The 18091-nt window shown below is 67.6% G+C and carries 14 protein-coding genes; 8 read left to right on the forward strand and 6 right to left on the reverse strand.

Annotated features, from left to right (window positions below):
* Positions 1 to 78 precede the first annotated feature (78 nt).
* The 6 genes from SA2016_RS19075 to SA2016_RS19100 all read right to left on the reverse strand — a co-directional run bounded on the left by SA2016_RS19075 (position 79) and on the right by SA2016_RS19100 (position 7137).
* On the reverse strand, positions 79 to 1350 hold the full coding sequence (locus SA2016_RS19075) for a helix-turn-helix transcriptional regulator (protein ID WP_066501285.1): 1272 nt from the start codon (positions 1348 to 1350) through the stop codon (positions 79 to 81).
* Between the two features lie 154 nt (positions 1351 to 1504).
* A complete protein-coding gene (locus tag SA2016_RS19080) occupies positions 1505 to 1978 on the reverse strand; it encodes a ribose-5-phosphate isomerase (RefSeq protein WP_066501287.1) in 474 nt (157 codons plus the stop codon).
* A gap of 41 nt (positions 1979 to 2019) precedes the next feature.
* Entirely contained in the window at positions 2020 to 2739 is a 720-nt protein-coding gene (gene rpe / locus SA2016_RS19085) for a ribulose-phosphate 3-epimerase (RefSeq protein ID WP_066501289.1), read from the reverse strand.
* Positions 2740 to 2772: 33 nt separating this feature from the next.
* Positions 2773 to 3333, reverse strand: a complete 561-nt coding sequence (locus tag SA2016_RS19090; protein ID WP_169803089.1) for a DUF5134 domain-containing protein — start codon at positions 3331 to 3333, stop codon at positions 2773 to 2775.
* Positions 3334 to 3535: 202 nt separating this feature from the next.
* Entirely contained in the window at positions 3536 to 5188 is a 1653-nt protein-coding gene (locus SA2016_RS19095; protein ID WP_218030557.1) for an APC family permease, read from the reverse strand.
* Positions 5185 to 7137 carry a primary-amine oxidase gene (locus SA2016_RS19100; RefSeq protein ID WP_066501299.1) on the reverse strand — a complete coding sequence of 651 codons (1953 nt, stop codon included), beginning with the start codon at positions 7135 to 7137 and terminating at the stop codon, positions 5185 to 5187. Before SA2016_RS19100 ends, SA2016_RS19095 begins: the two co-directional genes overlap by 4 nt.
* Positions 7138 to 8838: 1701 nt before the next feature.
* Here SA2016_RS19100 and SA2016_RS19105 point away from each other — a divergent pair.
* The 8 genes from SA2016_RS19105 (at position 8839) to SA2016_RS19140 (ending at position 18073) form a co-directional block, all read left to right on the forward strand.
* Positions 8839 to 10182: a cytochrome P450 gene (locus SA2016_RS19105; RefSeq protein WP_066501301.1), complete on the forward strand. Its 1344-nt coding sequence runs from the start codon at positions 8839 to 8841 to the stop codon at positions 10180 to 10182.
* Between the two features lie 169 nt (positions 10183 to 10351).
* Positions 10352 to 11326 carry a PEP/pyruvate-binding domain-containing protein gene (locus SA2016_RS19110; RefSeq protein WP_257125825.1) on the forward strand — a complete coding sequence of 325 codons (975 nt, stop codon included), beginning with the start codon at positions 10352 to 10354 and terminating at the stop codon, positions 11324 to 11326.
* A 40-nt stretch (positions 11327 to 11366) separates the two neighbouring features.
* Complete coding sequence (locus SA2016_RS19115; RefSeq protein ID WP_066501303.1) at positions 11367 to 13277, forward strand: PEP-utilizing enzyme; 1911 nt, start codon at positions 11367 to 11369, stop codon at positions 13275 to 13277.
* Positions 13270 to 14046: an SDR family NAD(P)-dependent oxidoreductase gene (locus SA2016_RS19120; protein ID WP_066501305.1), complete on the forward strand. Its 777-nt coding sequence runs from the start codon at positions 13270 to 13272 to the stop codon at positions 14044 to 14046. Before SA2016_RS19115 ends, SA2016_RS19120 begins: the two co-directional genes overlap by 8 nt.
* Before the next feature lie 44 nt (positions 14047 to 14090).
* Positions 14091 to 14414 carry a 2Fe-2S iron-sulfur cluster-binding protein gene (locus tag SA2016_RS19125; RefSeq protein WP_066501310.1) on the forward strand — a complete coding sequence of 108 codons (324 nt, stop codon included), beginning with the start codon at positions 14091 to 14093 and terminating at the stop codon, positions 14412 to 14414.
* A 1-nt stretch (position 14415) separates the two neighbouring features.
* Positions 14416 to 15771 (forward strand): NAD(P)/FAD-dependent oxidoreductase, encoded by a 1356-nt coding sequence (locus SA2016_RS19130; RefSeq protein ID WP_066501312.1) that lies wholly within the window; start codon positions 14416 to 14418, stop codon positions 15769 to 15771.
* Positions 15768 to 16490: an HD domain-containing protein gene (locus SA2016_RS19135; RefSeq protein WP_066501315.1), complete on the forward strand. Its 723-nt coding sequence runs from the start codon at positions 15768 to 15770 to the stop codon at positions 16488 to 16490. Before SA2016_RS19130 ends, SA2016_RS19135 begins: the two co-directional genes overlap by 4 nt.
* Positions 16487 to 18073: an aldehyde dehydrogenase family protein gene (locus SA2016_RS19140; protein WP_066501318.1), complete on the forward strand. Its 1587-nt coding sequence runs from the start codon at positions 16487 to 16489 to the stop codon at positions 18071 to 18073. The genes SA2016_RS19135 and SA2016_RS19140 overlap by 4 nt, the downstream gene beginning before the upstream one ends.
* Positions 18074 to 18091: the final 18 nt, after the last annotated feature.

Raw genomic sequence — 18091 nt, forward strand, 5'->3', positions numbered from 1 at the left:
AATCCGGATATAACCGGGTAGGGGTAACACTGTTTTATGACAGTTCTGACTACACTTTCGGATCGGGCGGGCACCGTCTCACCTGAGCCCGCGGCTGTGTGCCAGGGCGATGGCCTCCGTCCGCGAGCCGACATCCAGCTTCCTGAAGAGGTTTCGGACGTGGAACTTGACGGTGTTCTCGCTGATGCCAAGTGCGAAGGCGATCGTGCGGTTGCGATGTCCGGCAACAAGGTGCTGGAGCACTTCGAGCTCGCGCTCGGCGAGCTTCCATTCCGCGACGTCTCCCCCGGGCCGCGAGGTTGGGGCGTCCAACGGGAGCGTCACGAAGACGTCCGCCCCCCAACCGGGCATGACCTCCAGATGCAGACGGCCATTCAGCGCCTCGACCCGGCGCTCCAGACGGCCGACGCTCGGGGCGTCCACAGAGAGCGAGCCGCGGCCGTCGTCGCGGATGTTGATCAGGAGGTTCTCCCCGTCGCAGTCCCATTGGGTCCGGATCCTGGTGACGTCGGGCTGTTCCATCATGGCCAGCACGAGTCCGCGGACAATTGCCCGTGCCGTGTGGGCGACTTCGCCGGGAAGGGCTCTTCCGTTCAAGGGAGGTTCGATGAACTCCACCTCGATGCCGCCGAAACGTGTGAGTGGCCGGAGGTCCTCGCGCAGTCGCTCGAAGGCTTTGGCCACCGGTTCTTGCGCCATGTCCGCAGTGCGGTAGCTGAGGGTGCGGAGCCCCACCAGCGCCTTGACTGCAAGATCGGTCACTGTGGAGCGGGCTGTGGCGTCGTCGAGCGAAGCCGAGCGCAGGGCCGCCAAGAGGGTTTCCAGGGTGGTGGAGTGAAGGTCTGTTAGCTCGGCCGTCACGCGCACGCGTTCGGCTGAGGCGGCCCGGGACTCGAGAAGATAGGACGGCGGCGCATCGGCCACTTTTTCTTGGATCCGCCGGGCCGCGATACCCCAGAGGTAGGAGACCCAATCCAGCCCTGTGCTGTGGTCGGGATGGGCGCCGTGGGGATCCGTGAGAACAAGGAGAGCATGACTGGCGGCATCCTTCAGGGCAAGCACCGAGCGGGACCTTCCCCCGATCTCCGCTTCCCCGAACCATGGCGCCTCGTAGGGAAGGGCCGCACGAAGCGCCTCAAGTTCGGTGATCGAGACCCGGGAAATGATCTCCTCCTCTCCCGCCTTCTTCTGCGGCCGCCCAGTGCAGTCCTCCGTGAAGACAACCAGGGCGCTGCTTGCCAGGTAGGGGTGGATGGCCTCACGCAATCGCTCCGCAATCTGCGTCAGCGGGGCATCCGCCAGCGCCGCCACAGTCTGCAGGAGCGGCCACGGCAGGTCGCGGGCAGGCATTGCTGGTTCCCTCTGGAACTGCGGGTCCATCCTTCGTGGGACGTCTTGGCCGCCGGCCGGGACGGGTCCACGGACGTGTTGATCATTGGGTCCGGGCCTGCCCGGCGTCGGGAGGCGCGTGCCAGCCAGCTTCATCGCCGGCGGAAGTGCCACGCTACTCAACGACCTCACCGGTCGCCTCGTAGGCTGCAATCTTGCCGATGCGGCGAGAATGGCGTTCGGCACCGCTGAAGGGCTCGGACAGGAAGGCCTCGATCAGCTCGGTGGCCTCCTCGACCGAGTGCTGGCGGCCGCCCAGAGCCACGACGTTGGCGTCGTTATGTTCGCGGGCCAGCTTGGCCGTCTCCAGGTTCCATGCGAGGGCTGCTCGCACCCCTTCGACCTTATTCGCGGCGATCTGCTCGCCGTTGCCCGAGCCGCCCAGAACGATCCCGAGGGCATCGACGCCCTCGGCGCGGTCGGCCATGACAGCGCGCGCGGCGTTGATGCAGAACGCCGGGTAGTCGTCTTCGGCGTCGTAGACGGCGGGTCCGTGGTCAACCATCTCAAAGCCCTTGGCGGAGAGAGCGGTGATGAGATGCGAGCTGAGCTCCATGCCAGCATGGTCGGTTGCGATGTGAACGCGCATGAGTGGTCCTTCAGCGTGTGTCGGGAGGTCGGAACGTGTGGTCAGGAAGCGAATGAGGGCTGCTCCAGTGGTTCCCTCGTAGTCCCTCGGAGGGCGAGTGTGCCGTTGGCCCGCAGTGAGTCGATGGCATCAGCAGGCGATGGCTTGCCGTACACGGCCGAGCCGGCGACGAAGACGTTGGCCCCGGCTTCTGCGGCGCGGGCTATGGTTGCCTCGGTGATGCCGCCGTCTACCTGGATCGCCACGCTGACCCCCGACCCATCGACGGCAGCGCGGGCGCGACGGATCTTCGGCAGCACGACGTCCAGGAAGGCTTGGCCTCCGAATCCTGGCTCAACGGTCATGATCAGCAGCATGTCCAGTTCGGGGAGCATGTCCAGGTACGGTTCCACGGGGGTGGCGGGCCGTAGTGCCATACCGGCTTTGGCTCCGCGTGCTCTAAGTTCGCGGGCGAGCTTGATGGGGGCCTCCGCTGCTTCGACGTGGAATGTCACCGAGGCGAGGCCTGCGTCGGCAAACTGCGGTGCCCAGCGGTCCACGTTGGAGATCATGAGATGGGCGTCCAAGGGGATAGGGCTGACTTTCTGAAGTCGTTCCACTACGGGCAGGCCGATGGTCAGGTTCGGGACGAAGTGATTGTCCATGACGTCGACGTGGACTGCGTCGGCGTTGCTGATCCGGGCCAGCTCTGTCTCAAGATTGACGAAGTCGGCCGAGAGGATGCTGGGGTTGATGCAGCATTTCACCGGAGAAGCGGGCATGGCATGGGCCTTTCAGTATCTGGTTGTGCGGGATCAGGCCGACATGGCGGCGGCCATGATGGCCATGGCACCGGCTCCGAGTGCGTCGACAACGTGCTCCGCGCTGCGCGACAGGCGCCGCCCAGTGTTCTCGCGGCGAAGGTCCTTTGCCGCCTGAGTGCGCAGCAGGAGGAAGATGAAGAAGACCGCCGCTGCACCGAACAACGCGGTCACCGGAAGTGCCAGGTCCAAGGGATGGCCTGCTATACCCGCGCTCGTCCCGGAGGGGGAGATCGTCATGGCGTGGTGGCCCATGGACATCCCCATCGAGGTGCTCTGGGCTGGAAGGGTCCCATAGCCTGTCCCCGTCACATGTCCCATCATCGCGACCATGAGGGCAGAGCCGGCCATCGTGAGGCTGTGGTAGAGGCATTTCATCCGGCCGGCTCTGCCTGCGCACAGCCGCTTGACCTCGGGGTGAGCGACCGCTTGGATGAGGAACCAGAGTGCTGCCACTGCGAGGAACAGGATCTGGGCCAGCAGGGTGGATGGCATGAGGTCCCACAGCATGGCGGCCATCACGAGGTGCATGAGGGTGTGGAGGACGTTGTTCACTCGGTCAGTGAGTTCACTGGACCTCATCGCTTGCCGAAGTGTGTAGCCTGCGGTGAGCAGCAGGACTGCCGTGAGGCTCCAGGTCATCGCTGGGATGTTGAACACGAGGATCACGCTCTCTTCGGTGCCGTTGGATGAGAAGCGGTCAGGTCCCCCGGGGTGGCTGCGGGCCGCGCCGGGGGACCACCGTTTAAGCCAGGGATCAGGACAAGTCCTCGTCCCGCTCCAGCTCGCGTTCCAGCTCGAGTTCATCGCGCAGAGTCAGCTTGCCGTGTGTGCGGCCGAGCTCGTTTGCGACGCTGAGCTCCACCGGGCTGAGATGGGTCTCGTCCTGTTCGTCGAGAACCGGGCCGTGACCGTCGTCAGCCATGGCGACGTGGCCGATGGTCTCGTATCTGACCGGATTGGTCCTTCGCAGGTACAAGGCCTGGGCGGCTCCCGTGATGAAGAGCGCTGCGGCGATATAGGGGATGAGCTTGAACAGGAGCGACGACGCTGCTGGGCCGGCCGCCGTGTCCAGGTTCATGCACATCATGACGACCACGCCCAGCATTCCCACCCCACCGAGTATGGGAGCGACTTTGGTGCGCCACACCTTCTCCTCGGGGTGGTTCTTGCGGAAGTAGTTGAACACCGCCGCCATCGTCACGGTCTGCACGATCAGGAGCGAGAACGTCCCGAGAACCGCTAGGAGGACGAAGAGGTCCAGATAGGGGTCCTTGTTGAAGGCCCAGAAACCGAGGACCCACAGGATGGCGAAGCCGGTCTGGAGGAACGATGCGACGTGGGGAGAGCCGTGCTTCTTGTGGGTCCTGCCGAGCGGGCTCGGCAGGATCCCTTCCCTTCCCAGTGAGTACATGTATCGTGCCGCGGCGTTGTGGAAGGCCATCGCGCAGGCGAACGAGCCTGTCATCATCAGCCACTGCATGGCCATGACCCACCCGTGGCCGACGAAGACGTCCGTGGGGTGGAAGAACATCTCAAGGGGGTTGTCGCTCTGGGCCAGGGCGATGGCGACCTTGGCGCCGTTTCCGGCGACAGACATCCAGGAAACGAAGAGGTAGAAGATGCCGACGCCGGTGACGGCGATCAATGTGGCGATGGGGATGATCTTCTTCGGGTTCTTCGATTCCTCGCCGTACATGACGGTCGACTCGAAGCCGGTCCAGGACCAGAACGCGATGAACATGGCGAGCCCTGGGGCTGCGACCTTCAGCCCGTTCGGCAGGAACACATTCACCGGGTTCAGCGTCTGGGGCATCAGTCCGTCAGGGCCTCCGCCGTGGAAGAGGACCCCGAAGGCCATCACCGCGAGGATGCCGATCTCGGTGGCCAGCAGGAGCGTCAGGATCTTCGCGGCGAAGCTGATCTCGAAGTAGGTCAGCGCACCGATGATGATCAGCCCCACAAGGGCTATGACGACCCAATTGATGTCGAGGCCGAATTGGTCCAGGAAGGCCTGATGGCCGAAGTAGGCGAAGATGCCGATGATGCTGGCTTCGAAGACGATGTAGCTGAAGGTGACCATGTAGCCGGTCCCGAGGCCGAACACCCGCCCGAGGCCACGGGAGATGAATCCGTAGAAGGCCGCCGTGGAGGTTACGTAGCGGGCCATCGTGACGTAGGCGACGGAGAAGACCGTCAGGATCACTGTGGCCCAAATGTAGGTGGCCGGAGTGCCCGTCCCGACACCGTAGCCGACGGCAAACGGCACGTTTCCACTCATCACGGTGATCGGCGCCGACGTTGCGACGGCCATGAAGACGACGTCCCACAGGCCGAGGGTGTTGGCCTTGAGCTTGCCCGGTTTCGGGTCGCGCGCTGCTACGGTGTCCGCGGACCGACCCCTGGTCACGATTCGCTCCCGTGGTGGTGCTGCTCACCGTGGCTGCTGAGGCAGTGTGAAGCGCCTCCCGCCTTCTCCGACGGGAGGTCGAGCGTGGGGTTCTCATCGAAGAAGCCGTAGGGCTCGATGAAGAAGCCGGTCATCTGCTTGGGCATGACGGGCCAGTCCTCGATGCGCACCACGTGGTTGAGGCCGAAGGAGTGCCACATCACGACGTCCTCGTTGACGATCGACTCGTCGGCCTCGATGTAGGCCGGAAGCCCGTCGGAGTCCAGACGTGCGCTCTGGTTCGGGTACTCGCCGGCCGGGTAGCGCTCGCCCTCTTCGTACTTGGAGACCCAGACCGTCTTCGTGGCGAACTGTGCCCGCTTGGTGACCCAGTTGTTCGGCTTCTTCTTCATGAGGACCGGGTCGGTGGGCATGATCCGGTAGGCGGTGTTCTCGCCGACCTTGTTGGTGCGTGATTCGCTGGCCACCATCCACCAGCGGTGGCTGAGCGGGCTCGCTTCGCGGGCGGCCGCCTTCTCCGTCTCCAGGAGGGTGCGCTTGGCGTAGAAGGGGCTGACCATCGGGTCGTCGCTGTCCTCGGCCACCGTCTCGACCTCGAAGACCGAGTTCTTCTCGCCGTCCAGGGCCCAGTCCAACCGAGCGTTGAAGATGTGCTCGTGGATCGGGGCGTAGAGGCCGTCCGTGTTGAGCAGCTGCCCGTACTTGGTGGTCTCGCCCGGCGCGATGCCGCCGGTCGAGAGGATGCCGGTGGCCTTGATCTCGAACTGGATGGTGCCATCGAGGTGCAGCGTCCAGTAGAACGCGTACTCGTAGTTCGCCACCGTGACGACGAAGGAAACCACGAGCTTGCGGCCGCGGCGCGTCTGGGCGTCGTTGGTGCGGAAGTCCCAGTGCTTCCACTCCAGCCCGTCGTCCTCCTCGTGGAGGCAGATCGCGTTGGTGATGGTGTAGGGCTTGCCGAAGGAGTCGACGAGGTTCGCGTCGAAGTACTGGATGTCGCCGAGGCAGTCGCAGCCGAGCTCGAGGGAGTTGGTCATGTAGCCGAAGTTGTACTCGCCGGCGTCGAAGGCATTCTTCTGCTGCTGCGAGCGGCTTGGCGGGCCGTAGGGAACGACCATCTCGGTCAGCGACGCGCGGTGGAGGATCGGGCGCAGTTCTCCCTTGTCGCGGAACCCGATACGGTGCAGGACCAGACCCTCGCGCGGTGTGAAGCCGAGGTCGAAGGACCAGTTCAGCCAGTCGATGTGGTTGCCGTTGACGGTGAAGTTGCGGCCCTGGGGGAAGCTGATCTCGATCGGCTTGATGTCGGTCCGGGCCGGTCGGACGAAGTCCGGATGGTAGTTGTTCTTCTCCAGCGGAACGTGCAGGAATCCGTCGTCCTCGATGCCGATGACCTCCTGCTTGTTGAGGTCCACGAGGACGGTGAAGTCCTCCATCGGGTGCGCGTACGGGTTGTCGTTCGGCTCCAGCCGGGTGAACATGAGCGCCCGCATGATGCGCTTGCCGCCCTGGTCCTCTCCCCAGTACCCGATGGACCACGGCTCGGCCGCCACGAGGGACATGTCCGTGATGCCGCGCTTGGCCAGTGCCTCCTGGACCAGTGGGGAGGCAACTACCGCGGCCTCGCACTCGGCAAACTCGTCTGCCATGATCGGCGGCTGGGTCCCGGCCGGCAGCTCAACCCACTTGCTGATCGTCGACGCGTCCAGATCGATGACGGCTTCGTACGCGAGGTCCGTGGCCCTGTCGACTAGCACGGCTTCGGCCTCTCGGGCGTAGACGCCCGACTTGAGGGCAGACTTGCTCGGCTCGCGCAGGGAGACACTGCTGAAGCGGAAGCTTTCAGCAGCCGCGGGACCGGACTTGAGCAGGCCCACCGCCCGCGTGAGCTCCTCACGTGAAAGCTGCTCGAACGGGCTCGTGATGGTTTCGGTCTTTTCGATCGTCATTGCTAGTACCTCGATCTCCTAGTCCCTTTTCAGGGACCCCAAAATAGGCCATGCCAGGCAGTTTTCCTGACAGCCGATTGATTCGCGAACAGCGTCCGAAGTAGCCCAATTACGGCATAGGCGTGTCCTTTTAGGCCACGTTGCCAAATCGGAACCCCTCTAATTCATAGAGGTCAGCCTAGAGCTCTGCTCCGAGCCCCAGCTTTACGTGATGTGGGTTACATTCCGTCCTTCGGTGAACCAAACCTACGTCACAGAATTCGCGCACGCGACCCCCTTTTATGAGAACTTCGAGATCACATTTTCCCGCCCCAGTTAACATGCCCGAAACATACGGGCGGAGGTCTACTGGTACCCTCCCGGGCCCCCGGGCGCACCCGATGTCGGCCAGGAAGGCACCAGTGAGGGGACTCGCCCAGCCGGCGCCCCTGTCGATTCGTTCGGGAAGCAGCTGTTGACAGGTCGGGTGAACCAGCGACGGATCTGGCCGGCGGCGGCCTGAACTCAGCGGTGTCGTCAATGGGTCCACTCCTGAGCTTCGCCGCTCGGCGCTCGGGGCAGCGGCACTTCTGGGCAACGGCGTGGCCCACCGCCGGTACTGATGCCGATGGGGATCAGTTGGACCGTCGGCCGCCGGACTCGTGCAGCCGAACGTTGCGTCCAAATGACGACTGTGTTTCCAACATGTTAACCAGAGTGAGAAGAGTGCATCCAGATTTTCTCAGCGCACGGCCCATTCCCTATGACGTGGAGAGGATCGGGGGAAGTGAGTCATGCGGCTGTCGGGCACAAATGAAACTGAGGCATGCAGTTGCCTAGCGCCAAAGCCTTAGCGACGCGCAATCTACCCGGCTAATCAACCCAGCTTCTATGGCTGGCCCTCGTTTACCACCGGCCGACGGCTCGCACGCTCAAGCTTTGCCCACTTTCGGACGTCGGCGGCGGCTGAGCGGCCTATTCAGATTTCGATGCAGTCTTTACTGGCGAACAACAGTCCGTGCGCGAAGGGTAAGTGCTGGCGCTGCCGGCAGATGCGGTCGCCCCGCGGGAGGCTTCGCTTCAGGGCGCGACGGGCGGCGGCGCGAGGGTGCACATCTTCGGCACTCGTCGGCGGGCAGCGCCGGGCGCACTTGCCCCCGTGGGGTGGTGGTCCCCCCATGTTGTGGCGGCCGCGCACGCCTTCTCGACGTCGCGGCCATTGGCGGCGTCCCATAGCCGGTCGTCTATGACAGGGGCGAGCTGCGCGCAGGCGGCTGCCCGTGGGCGTCGAACCGGGCGTGCAGATACTGGGCCTGCGCTTCTCCGGCCGCCTGGCCACGGCGGAGTTCCCGCTCGCGTGCTCGGGCCAGCTCTTCGCCGAGCCGTCGGCCCGACCCGAAGCATCCCCTCGACTGTTTCCTCGATTCCTTCGGATTGGCCCAGGTTTCCCCCTCGTGATGGCTGTCTCTCATCGTCCGAGCGGGCGGTCCCGCCCCCGCTGTTCACAGGGCTGGGCCAGAGATGATCGCCATCAAGACGCCACCCCGGGGACCGAGCGATACTCAGGGCGTCGAGGGGGTCCACAGCCGACAACTCAGTCAAGCTGCTTCCACCCAGTGGAAGGTGATGCAGCACACCTACCGGTGATCAGGACCACACTGGAACAAGACGCAGAGGCCCGGCCCCCAGCCGCGCCGGAGGCCACCAGATCAAGGAGTGCTGATGTCACTGGAGACTCAGGGAACCGGCTGCCCGTTCGGGTTCGGCGCCCAGGCGGGCACCGACACAGGTGCGGCGCCCGCGAGCGCCGGCCACGCGCCGTCGGCCGCGCACAACGCCACCCACCACGGCTACGAGCCGTTCCAGATGAAGAACCCCTTCCCGGCGTACGCGGCCCTCCGCGCCGAGGAGCCGGTCATGTACGACGAGCGGATCGACCTCTTCGTGGTCACCCGCTACGACGACATCAAGGCCGTCTTCGACGACTGGGAGACCTTCTCCTCCGAGAACGCCCAGGCCCCGGTCCGCAAGCGCGGCCCGCAGGCCACCCAGATCATGAACGAGGGCGGCTTCACCGCCTACTCGGGCCTCTCCGCCCGCATCCCCCCGGAGCACACCCGCATCCGCGGCATCGTGCAGAAGGCCTTCACGCCGCGCCGGTTCAAGGTCCTCGAGCCATTCATCCGGCAGAACGTCGCCGACCGCCTGGACGCGATGATCGCCCGCGGCCAGGACACAGCCGCCCACCACGGCGAGATCGTCAAGGACCTCGCCTACGAGGTCCCCACCATCACCATCCTCACCCTCATCGGCGAGGACCTCGCCAAGCTGGACGACTACAAGCGCTGGTCCGACTCCCGCGCAGCGATGACCTGGGGCGACCTCTCCGATGAGGAGCAGATCCCCCACGCGCACAACCTCGTCCAGTACTGGCAGGCCTGCCTCGCCCTCGTCGCCAAGGCCCACGCCGAGGGCGGCGACAACCTCATCGCGGACCTCGTCACCGCCCAGAAGGACGGCGCCGAGATCTCCGACCACGAGATCGCCTCGGTGGCCTACAGCCTCCTCTTCGCCGGCCACGAGACCACCACCACGCTCATCTCCAACGCCCTCCGCCTCCTCGCCGCGGACCCCGAGACCTGGCAGCAGCTCGTCGAGGACCCCAAGAAGATCCCCGGCGCCATCGACGAGGTGCTCCGCTACTCAGGATCGATCGTCGCCTGGCGCCGCAAGGCCCTCAAGGACGCCGAGATCGGCGGGGTGAAGATCCCCAAGGGCTCCGGCATCCTGCTCGTGATGGGCTCGGCCAACCGCGACGAGTCCAAGTTCGAGGATCCCGAGACCTTCGACATCGCCCGCCCCAACGCCCGCGAGCACCTCTCGTTCGGCTTCGGCATCCACTACTGCCTCGGCAACATGCTCGCCAAGCTCCAGGCCAAGATCGCCCTCGAAGAGGCCACGGCCAAGCTCCCCCACCTCACCGTGGACGACCCGGAGAGCATCGAGTTCCGCGAGAACCTCTCCTTCCGCGTCCCCGTCTCCGTCCCGGTGAGCTGGACCGAATGAACGCGCCGACCACAACCATGGAGCAGACCATGCAGGACACGAACTTCCAGGACACGCAGTACATCCAGTTCTTCGACGGCGGCACCGAGCCGACCCTCGCGAACCTCGGGGGCAAGGGCGCCTCGCTCGTCACGATGACGTCCGCGGGCATGCCCGTCCCCCGGGCTTCGTGGTCACCACCGCCCAGTTCGACGCGTTCATGGCGGAGAACCAGATCACGGAGAGGATCCACGCGCTCCTGGCCGGCCTCAACCCCGAGGACGTCGCCGAGGTCGACGCCGTCTCCGCGACCATCCGCGCGAGCATCGAGGAGTGCCCAGTCCCGGCCGAGGCCCGCGCCCAGACGGTCGCCGCCTACGAGGCCCTGCAGTCCCGCTTCGACTCCCCCGTCCCGGTCGCCGTCCGCTCGTCCGCCACGGCGGAGGACCTCCCCGACGCCTCGTTCGCCGGCCAGCAGGACACCTACCTCTGGCTCGAGGGCTTCGACGCGGTGGGCGAGCACATCCGCAAGTGCTGGGCCTCCCTCTACACCTCGCGCGCCATCATCTACCGCCTCAAGAACGGCATCCCCAACGAGGGCCTCTCCATGGCCGTGGTGGTGCAGAAGATGGTCAACGCGAAGGCCTCCGGCGTCGCCATGACCCTCGACCCCACCAACGGCGACCGCTCCAAGATCACCATCGACGCCTCCTACGGCGTCGGCGAGATGGTGGTCTCCGGCCAGGTCACCCCGGACAACATCGTCCTGGACAAGGTCACCCTCGCCCTCGTCACCGAGCACCTCGGCGACAAGCACGCCGAGCTCGTCCCGGACGCCACGCGCCGCCTCGTGGAACGCGAGGTCGACGCCGAACGCCGCTCCCGCCGCTGCCTCACCGACGCGCAGCTCACCGCAGTCGCCACGCTCGCCAAGCGCGCCGAGAAGCACTACAAGACCCCGCAGGACATCGAGTGGGCCCTCGACGCCGACCTCCCCGACGGCGAGAACCTCCTGCTCCTGCAGGCCCGCCCCGAGACCGTCCACTCCTCCAAGCCCGCCACCGCACCCCAGCCCGTGGTGAGCCAGAGCGCGCAAGCCGGCGCCGCGCCGTCGTCCGCCACCACCGGCGGCTTCAGCTGGGGCTCCATCAAGCTCACCGCGTAGCACCCCTTCCGCAGCACCCCACAGAAGACAGGACACACCAATGTCGATGAAGTCCTTCCCGAAGCCGTCCGAGCTCCCGGTCCCTGCCGGAGCCGAGGGCTGGGAGAAGCTGTACCCCTATTACCTCGTGTTCCAGGACAAGCTCAAGGAGCAGGAGGACGCCAAGTTCTGGTTCTGCGACAGCCAGCACTGGCCCACCGTCTTCAAGCCGTTCGAGACGATCGGCGGCGAGTTCGCGGTCAAGTGCCTGGGCCAGTACAACGCCCGCCACCTCATGATCCCGAACGCGAACGGGATCGAGTTCCGCATCCACCTCGGCTACCTCTACATGAGCCCCATCCCGGTGCCGGAGGACCAGATCGCCGCGCGCGTGCCGGCCTTCGAGGAGCGCGTGGGCTACTACTTCCAGAACTGGCCGCGGCTGCTCGAGCAGTGGCACACCAAGGTCAAGGGCACCATCGACGAGATGGAGAAGATCACCTTCGCCAAGCCCCCGGCCATCGTCCCGATCGAGGACATCCACTCCGGCAAGGCGAAGGACGGCTCCGAGGTCCTCCTCGACAACTACGACCGCCTCATCCAGCTCGCCTACCAGAACTGGCAGTACCACTTCGAGTTCCTCAACCTCGGGTACATCGCCTACCTGGACTTCTTCAACTTCTGCAAGCAGGTCTTCCCGAACATCCCGGACCAGTCCATCGCCACGATGGTGCAGGGCGTGGACATGGAGCTGTTCCGCCCCGACGACGAGCTCAAGGGCCTCGCCGCACTCGCCGTCGAGCTCGGCCTGCAGTCCGCCTTCGAGAACGCGGACGACGCCGACGCCACCTTGGGCGCGATCCGCGCCTCCGCCGGGGGTGACCACTGGATCCAGCGCTGGGAGGAAGCGCACGAGCCGTGGTTCAACTTCACCGTGGGCAACGGCTTCTACGGCCACGACAAGTACTGGAACGAGCACCCGGAGATCCCGCTCAACTACATCAAGGACTACATCGCCCGGCTGGACGCGGGGCAGGAGATCCTCCGCCCGGTCGAGGCGCTCATCGCCGAGAAGGAGCGGATCGTCGAGGAGTACCGCGAGCTGCTCGACGGCGACAACCTCGCCGCTTTCGACGCCAAGCGCGGCCTGGCCGCCCAGTGCTACCCGTACGTGGAGAACCACAACTTCTACATCGAGCACTGGACCATGGGCGTGTTCTGGCGCAAGATCCGCGAGCTCTCCCGCGTGTTCCACGCCGAGGGCTTCTGGACCGAGCCGGACGACCTCCTCTACCTGGGCCGCAACGAGGTCCGCGACGCGCTGTTCGACCTCGTGACCTGGTGGGGCGTGGGCGCCTCGGAGCCGATCGGCCCGAGCTACTGGCCCGAGGAGATCGAGCGCCGCCGCAAGATTGTCGACGCGCTCAAGACCGCCCGGCCCCAGCCCGCACTCAACACCCCGCCGGCCTCCATCACCGAGCCCTTCACCCGCATGCTCTGGGGCATCACCACCGAGCAGGTGCAGCAGTGGCTCGGCGAGGGCGAGGCCGTGGAGGGCGGCGGCCTGCGCGGCATGGCGGCCTCCCCCGGCGTGGTCGAGGGCCCGGCCCGCGTGGTCACCGACGCGGACCAGCTCTCCGAGGTCCAGCAGGGCGAGATCCTCGTCGCCACCGTCACGGCGCCGTCCTGGGGCCCGATCTTCGGCAAGATCGCCGCGACCGTCACGGACATCGGCGGCATGATGAGCCACGCGGCGATCGTGTGCCGCGAGTACGGCCTCCCCGCCGTGACCGGCACAGGCTCGGGCTCCACGACCATCCGCACGGGCCAGATGCTCCGCGTGGACGGCACGAAGGGCACCGTGGAGATCCTCGACGCCGCCCCCGCCGCCACGGTCTCCGGGCCCGGCGCGCACAGCCACGCGCACGGCGAGTCGGGTCACGAGCACAGCCAGGAGCCGGCGCATGCCTGATCCCCAGACCACAGCTCCCCGGCTCGCGCTCATCACGGGCGCGGCCGGGGGCCTGGGCCGGGCCTTCGCCCTCGGCTTCGCCTCCCGTGGCTACAAGGTGGCCGTCGCGGACGTGAACGCCGCCGGCGCCGAGGAGACCGCGCAGCTCGTGCGGGAGACGGCCGTCGAGGGCACGCAGGCCGAGGCCCTCGCCCTCAAGGTCGACGTCACCGACGTCGCGTCCACCGAGGCGATGGCCGCCGAAGCGGCCGAGTTCGGCGGCGGCCGGATCGACGTCGTCGTCAACAACGCCGCGATCTACGCGACGGTGACCCGCAGCCCGTTCGAGGAGATCGACCCGGCCGAGTGGGACCTCGTGATGGGCGTGAACCTCAAGGGCCCGTGGCTCGTGACCCGCGCCGCCAGCCCGTACCTGGGCGAGGGAGGCCGCGTCATCAACCTCTCGAGCGCCACGATCTACTCCGGCTCCGAGCAGTGGGCCCACTACGTGGCCTCCAAGGGCGGCGTCGTGGCCCTGACCCGGGTCCTGGCCAAGGAGCTCGGCAAGCGCGGGGTCACGGTCAACGCGATCGCCCCCGGCTTCACGCTCACCGAGGCCAGCTACGGGCTCATGGAGAACGCCGAGACCTACGGCGTGGACCGCGGCTCCATCAAGCGGGCCAGCCAGCCCGAGGACATCGTGGGCGCCGCCCTCTTCCTCGCGAGCCCCGACTCCTCCTACATGACCGGCCAGACCCTCGTGGTCGACGGCGGCCGGCAATTCATCTGAACCCTTTAGACCACCCTGCCACCGATTCTCAGGAGAGCACCCCAATGACCACCACCGTCCACTACACCGACGCGGAGGGCACCGTCCGGGACATCGAGGGACGCCCCGGCGACTCCGTCATGGAGACCGCCGTGCGCAACGGCGTGCCGGGCATCGTCGCCGAGTGCGGCGGCTCGCTCTCCTGCGCCACGTGCCACGTCTTTGTCCGCGAGGACTGCCTCGACACGCTCCCGCCCATCGAGCCCATGGAGGACGAGATGCTCTACGGCACCGCCGTGGACCGCGAGGAGAACTCACGCCTGTCCTGCCAGCTCAAGCTCACCGAGGGGATGGACCTCTACGTGACCACCCCGGAAACCCAGGTGTGAGATGACCGCCCCAGATGCACCCACCGCAGAGCCCACCGGCCTGCTGGTCATCGGCGCGAGCCAGTCCGGCGTCCAGCTCGCCATCTCGCTCCGCGCCCTCGGCTTCGAGGAGCCCATCACCCTCCTCGGCGAGGAGAACCACCGCCCCTACCAGCGCCCGGCCCTCTCCAAGGAGTGGCTCCAGGGCGAGGTGGGCAACGAGTCGCTCATCTTCCGCTCCAACGAGTACTGGGACGAGCACCACGTCACCCTCGTCAAGGACCAGCGGATCACCCGGATCGAGAAGAACCCTGACGGGTCCGGGGTCGCGATGGCAGCCTCGGGCGCCGAGTTCCCGTTCAAGCGCCTGGCGCTCACCGTAGGTGCGCGGGCGCGGAAGCTCGCGATCGACGGCGGCGATCTGGCCGGCGTCGTCTATCTCCGCAACGCCGACGACGCCCTGGCCCTCAAGGCCATCGTGGGCAGCGCGACGGACGTCGTGGTGGTGGGCGGCGGCTTCATTGGGCTCGAGGCCGCCTCGAGCCTGAAGAAGATGGGCAAGAACGTGGTGGTCCTCGAGGCCGGCCCGCGGCTCGTGGGCCGCGCCGTGGGCGAGGAGACCGCCCAGTTCTTCCTCGACGCCCACCGCGCCCGCGGCCTCGACATCCGCCTCGGCGCGAAGATCACCCGCTTCGTGCCGGGCCCCGGCGGAACGGCTTCCGCGCACGACGCCGCTCCTGCGGTCGCCGGCGTCGAGCTCGCCGCGGGAGAGAGCACGGAACCCGAGGTCGTCCCGGCGCAGATCGTGCTCGTGGGCATCGGCGTCGTCCCGAACACGGAGCTGGCCGAGCAGATGGGCCTGGCCGTGGACAACGGAATCGTCGTGGACCAGTACGCGCTCGCCTCGGACGGCACCACCGTGGCCGTGGGCGACTGCGCGAACATGCCCAACCCCGTGCCCGGCTCCCCCGCCGGCGAGCGCATCCGCCTCGAGAGCGTCAACAACGCGATCGAGCACGCGAAGGTCGCGGCCTACTCGCTCATGGGCCGGCGCGAGGAGTACGCGGGCATCCCCTGGTTCTGGTCCAACCAGGCCGACCTCAAGCTCCAGATCGCGGGCCTGTCCATGGGCTTTGATCAGACCGTGGTGCGCCGGGACGACGAGCGCGGCAAGTTCTCCGTGCTCTATTACCGCGCGGGCCGGATCATCGCCGCCGACTGCGTCAACGCCCCGCTGGACTTCATGGCCGTCAAGAACGCCCTCGCCAAGGGCCAGAACATCCCGGCCGAGGCGGTCCAGGCCGCCGCCGCGGACGTGCAGCTGAAGACCCTGGCCGTCCCGCTCGCCACCGCCGTCGCCGCGGGAGGAACCCGATGACCGAGAACACCCTCGAGATCGACGCCGCCCGCGCGGACGCGTTCGCCGCCGCGTACCCGGTGCGGCCCGTCCCCGCCGAGGGGCCCGTGGACACGCGGCCCATCTGCGAGACGCCAGGGACCGCGGGCCCCGGTGGCCGGCTCGACCCGCTGTGGAAAGCCGTGGTCCGGTACACCCGCACCCGCGGCAACGACATCCACCTGCCCATCTCGGTGGCCTACGCCGAGCGGCTGTGCGACGCGTACCCGGCCTCGGCCCGCGAGCTCGTGCTCGTCGCGACCCTCCTGCACGACACCGGCTGGGCCCGGGTGGACGAGTCCCGCATCCTCTCCGAGGGCTTCACCGGGGACTGGCGCAAGGCCCAGATCCGGTACGAGCACGAGCACCAGGGCTGCCTCGTGGCCCGCGAGGTGCTGCCCGGGCTCGGCTATTCGGAGGAGTTCGTCGAGCGCGTCACCGCGATCATCGAGGGCCACGACACCCGCCACGTGGCCTACTCCCTCGAGGACGCCCTCATGCGGGACGCCGACCGGCTCTGGCGCTTCGACCGCGCCGGGATCGCCCTCGCGTCCTCGTGGTTCAAGATGGACCCGTCCACGTACGCCGACCGGCTCGCGGCCGAGATCGTTCCCGAGCTCATCACCGCCGCGGCCGTCGAGATGGCCACCGCAGACCTCGCGCGCTCCAACGCGCTGCTCCAGACGGGAGTGCTCCGATGACTGTCCCCACCCACACCGGCGCCACGACCGCGGGAGGCGAGCGGCCGGCGTCGTCCGCCTCCGGCCCCGACGCCCGGGCGCGCCGCGCCGCCCTCTCCCTGCCGTACACCCGCGTGGACGACGTGTTCATCGACGGCGCGTACGTCCCCGCGCAGGCGACGGGCCGCAACCCGGTCACCGACCCCGCGACGGGCGAGGTCTGGGGGTCCGTGCCGGACGGCTCGGCCGACGACGTCGACGCCGCCGTCGCCGCCGCGCGCAGGGCGTTCGACGCCGGCCCCTGGCCCCGCCTCTCGCCCTCCGAGCGCGCGGCGTACCTGCTGAAGATCGCGGACGAGATCGAGGCCCGCGCCGAGGCCCTCGCGCAGACGAACACGCGCGAGAACGGCTCGCCGATCACCGAGACGCGCGGGGCGGCGGCGAACGCGGCCGGGATCTTCCGCTACTTCGCCACGCTCGCCGAGTACCTCGAGCGCGAGGACGTGCGGCCGTTCCCGTTCGCCCCGGGCCAGGAGTCCGTGGTGCGGCGCGACCCGGTGGGCGTGTGCGCGCTGATCGCGCCGTGGAACTTCCCGATCAACCTCGTGGTCATCAAGCTCGCCCCGGCGCTGCTGGCGGGCTGCACCGTGGTGATCAAGCCCGCGTCGCCCACGCCGCTGTCGATCCGGTTCATCGTCGACGCCGTCGCGGCGGCGGGGGTGCCGGCCGGCGTCGTGAACCTCGTGACGGGGTCGGGCCGGATGGGCGACGTGCTCGTGAAGCACGCGGGCGTGGACAAGGTCGCGTTCACGGGGTCGACGCCGGTGGGCCGGCGCATCGCCGCCGCGTGCGGGGAGCTGCTGCGGCCCGTGACGCTCGAGCTCGGCGGGAAGTCGAGCGCGATCGTGCTGCCGGACGCGGACCTGGACGCGATGTCGAAGGTGCTGATCCGGTCCTCGATGCGCAACACCGGCCAGACCTGCTACATCTCCACGCGGATCCTCGCGCCGGCCTCGCGGTACCGCGAGGTGGTGGACATGGCCGCGTCGGTCATCGCGGCGGCGCCGCAGGGCGACCCGCTCGACCCCGCGACCGTGTTCGGGCCGAGCGCCACGAAGTCCCAGTTCGAGACCGTGATGGGGTACGTCGAGTCGGGCCTCGCGGAAGGCGCGCGGGCCGTGGCGGGCGGCAGGGCGGCGTCGTTCGCGGCCGGAAGCGGACTCGAGGGCGGGTACTTCGTGGAGCCGACCGTCTTCGCCGACGTCACCCCGTCGATGCGGGTGGCGCGGGAGGAGATCTTCGGCCCGGTGCTGACCATCCTGAAGTACAGCGACGCGGGGCCGGGTCGTGGGGCCGACGAGGCCGTGGCGCTGGCGAACAACACCGAGTTCGGGCTGGGCGGGCTCGTGTTCTCCTCCGATCCGGAGGCGGCCCTGGCCGTCGCAGACCGGGTGGACACCGGCTCGATCGGCATCAACTTCTTCGCCTCGAACCACGCGGCGCCGTTCGGCGGCCGGCACGATTCCGGCCTCGGGACGGAGTACGGGATCGAGGGCCTGGGCGCGTACCTGACCTACAAGTCGATCCACCGGAAGGCGCGGTAGACGCGCGGGCAGACGGAA

The organism is Sinomonas atrocyanea (assembly GCF_001577305.1).
Taxonomy (GTDB): domain Bacteria; phylum Actinomycetota; class Actinomycetes; order Actinomycetales; family Micrococcaceae; genus Sinomonas; species Sinomonas atrocyanea.

Coding starts and splice junctions, on each gene's coding strand:
- SA2016_RS19075 (WP_066501285.1), bottom strand. CDS start 1,350: ATGCCTGCCCGCGACCTGCCGTGGCCGCTCCTGCAGACTGTGGCGGCG.
- SA2016_RS19080 (WP_066501287.1), bottom strand. CDS start 1,978: ATGCGCGTTCACATCGCAACCGACCATGCTGGCATGGAGCTCAGCTCG.
- rpe (WP_066501289.1), bottom strand. CDS start 2,739: ATGCCCGCTTCTCCGGTGAAATGCTGCATCAACCCCAGCATCCTCTCG.
- SA2016_RS19100 (WP_066501299.1), bottom strand. CDS start 7,137: ATGACGATCGAAAAGACCGAAACCATCACGAGCCCGTTCGAGCAGCTT.
- SA2016_RS19105 (WP_066501301.1), top strand. CDS start 8,839: ATGTCACTGGAGACTCAGGGAACCGGCTGCCCGTTCGGGTTCGGCGCC.
- SA2016_RS19115 (WP_066501303.1), top strand. CDS start 11,367: ATGTCGATGAAGTCCTTCCCGAAGCCGTCCGAGCTCCCGGTCCCTGCC.
- SA2016_RS19120 (WP_066501305.1), top strand. CDS start 13,270: ATGCCTGATCCCCAGACCACAGCTCCCCGGCTCGCGCTCATCACGGGC.
- SA2016_RS19125 (WP_066501310.1), top strand. CDS start 14,091: ATGACCACCACCGTCCACTACACCGACGCGGAGGGCACCGTCCGGGAC.
- SA2016_RS19130 (WP_066501312.1), top strand. CDS start 14,416: ATGACCGCCCCAGATGCACCCACCGCAGAGCCCACCGGCCTGCTGGTC.
- SA2016_RS19135 (WP_066501315.1), top strand. CDS start 15,768: ATGACCGAGAACACCCTCGAGATCGACGCCGCCCGCGCGGACGCGTTC.
- SA2016_RS19140 (WP_066501318.1), top strand. CDS start 16,487: ATGACTGTCCCCACCCACACCGGCGCCACGACCGCGGGAGGCGAGCGG.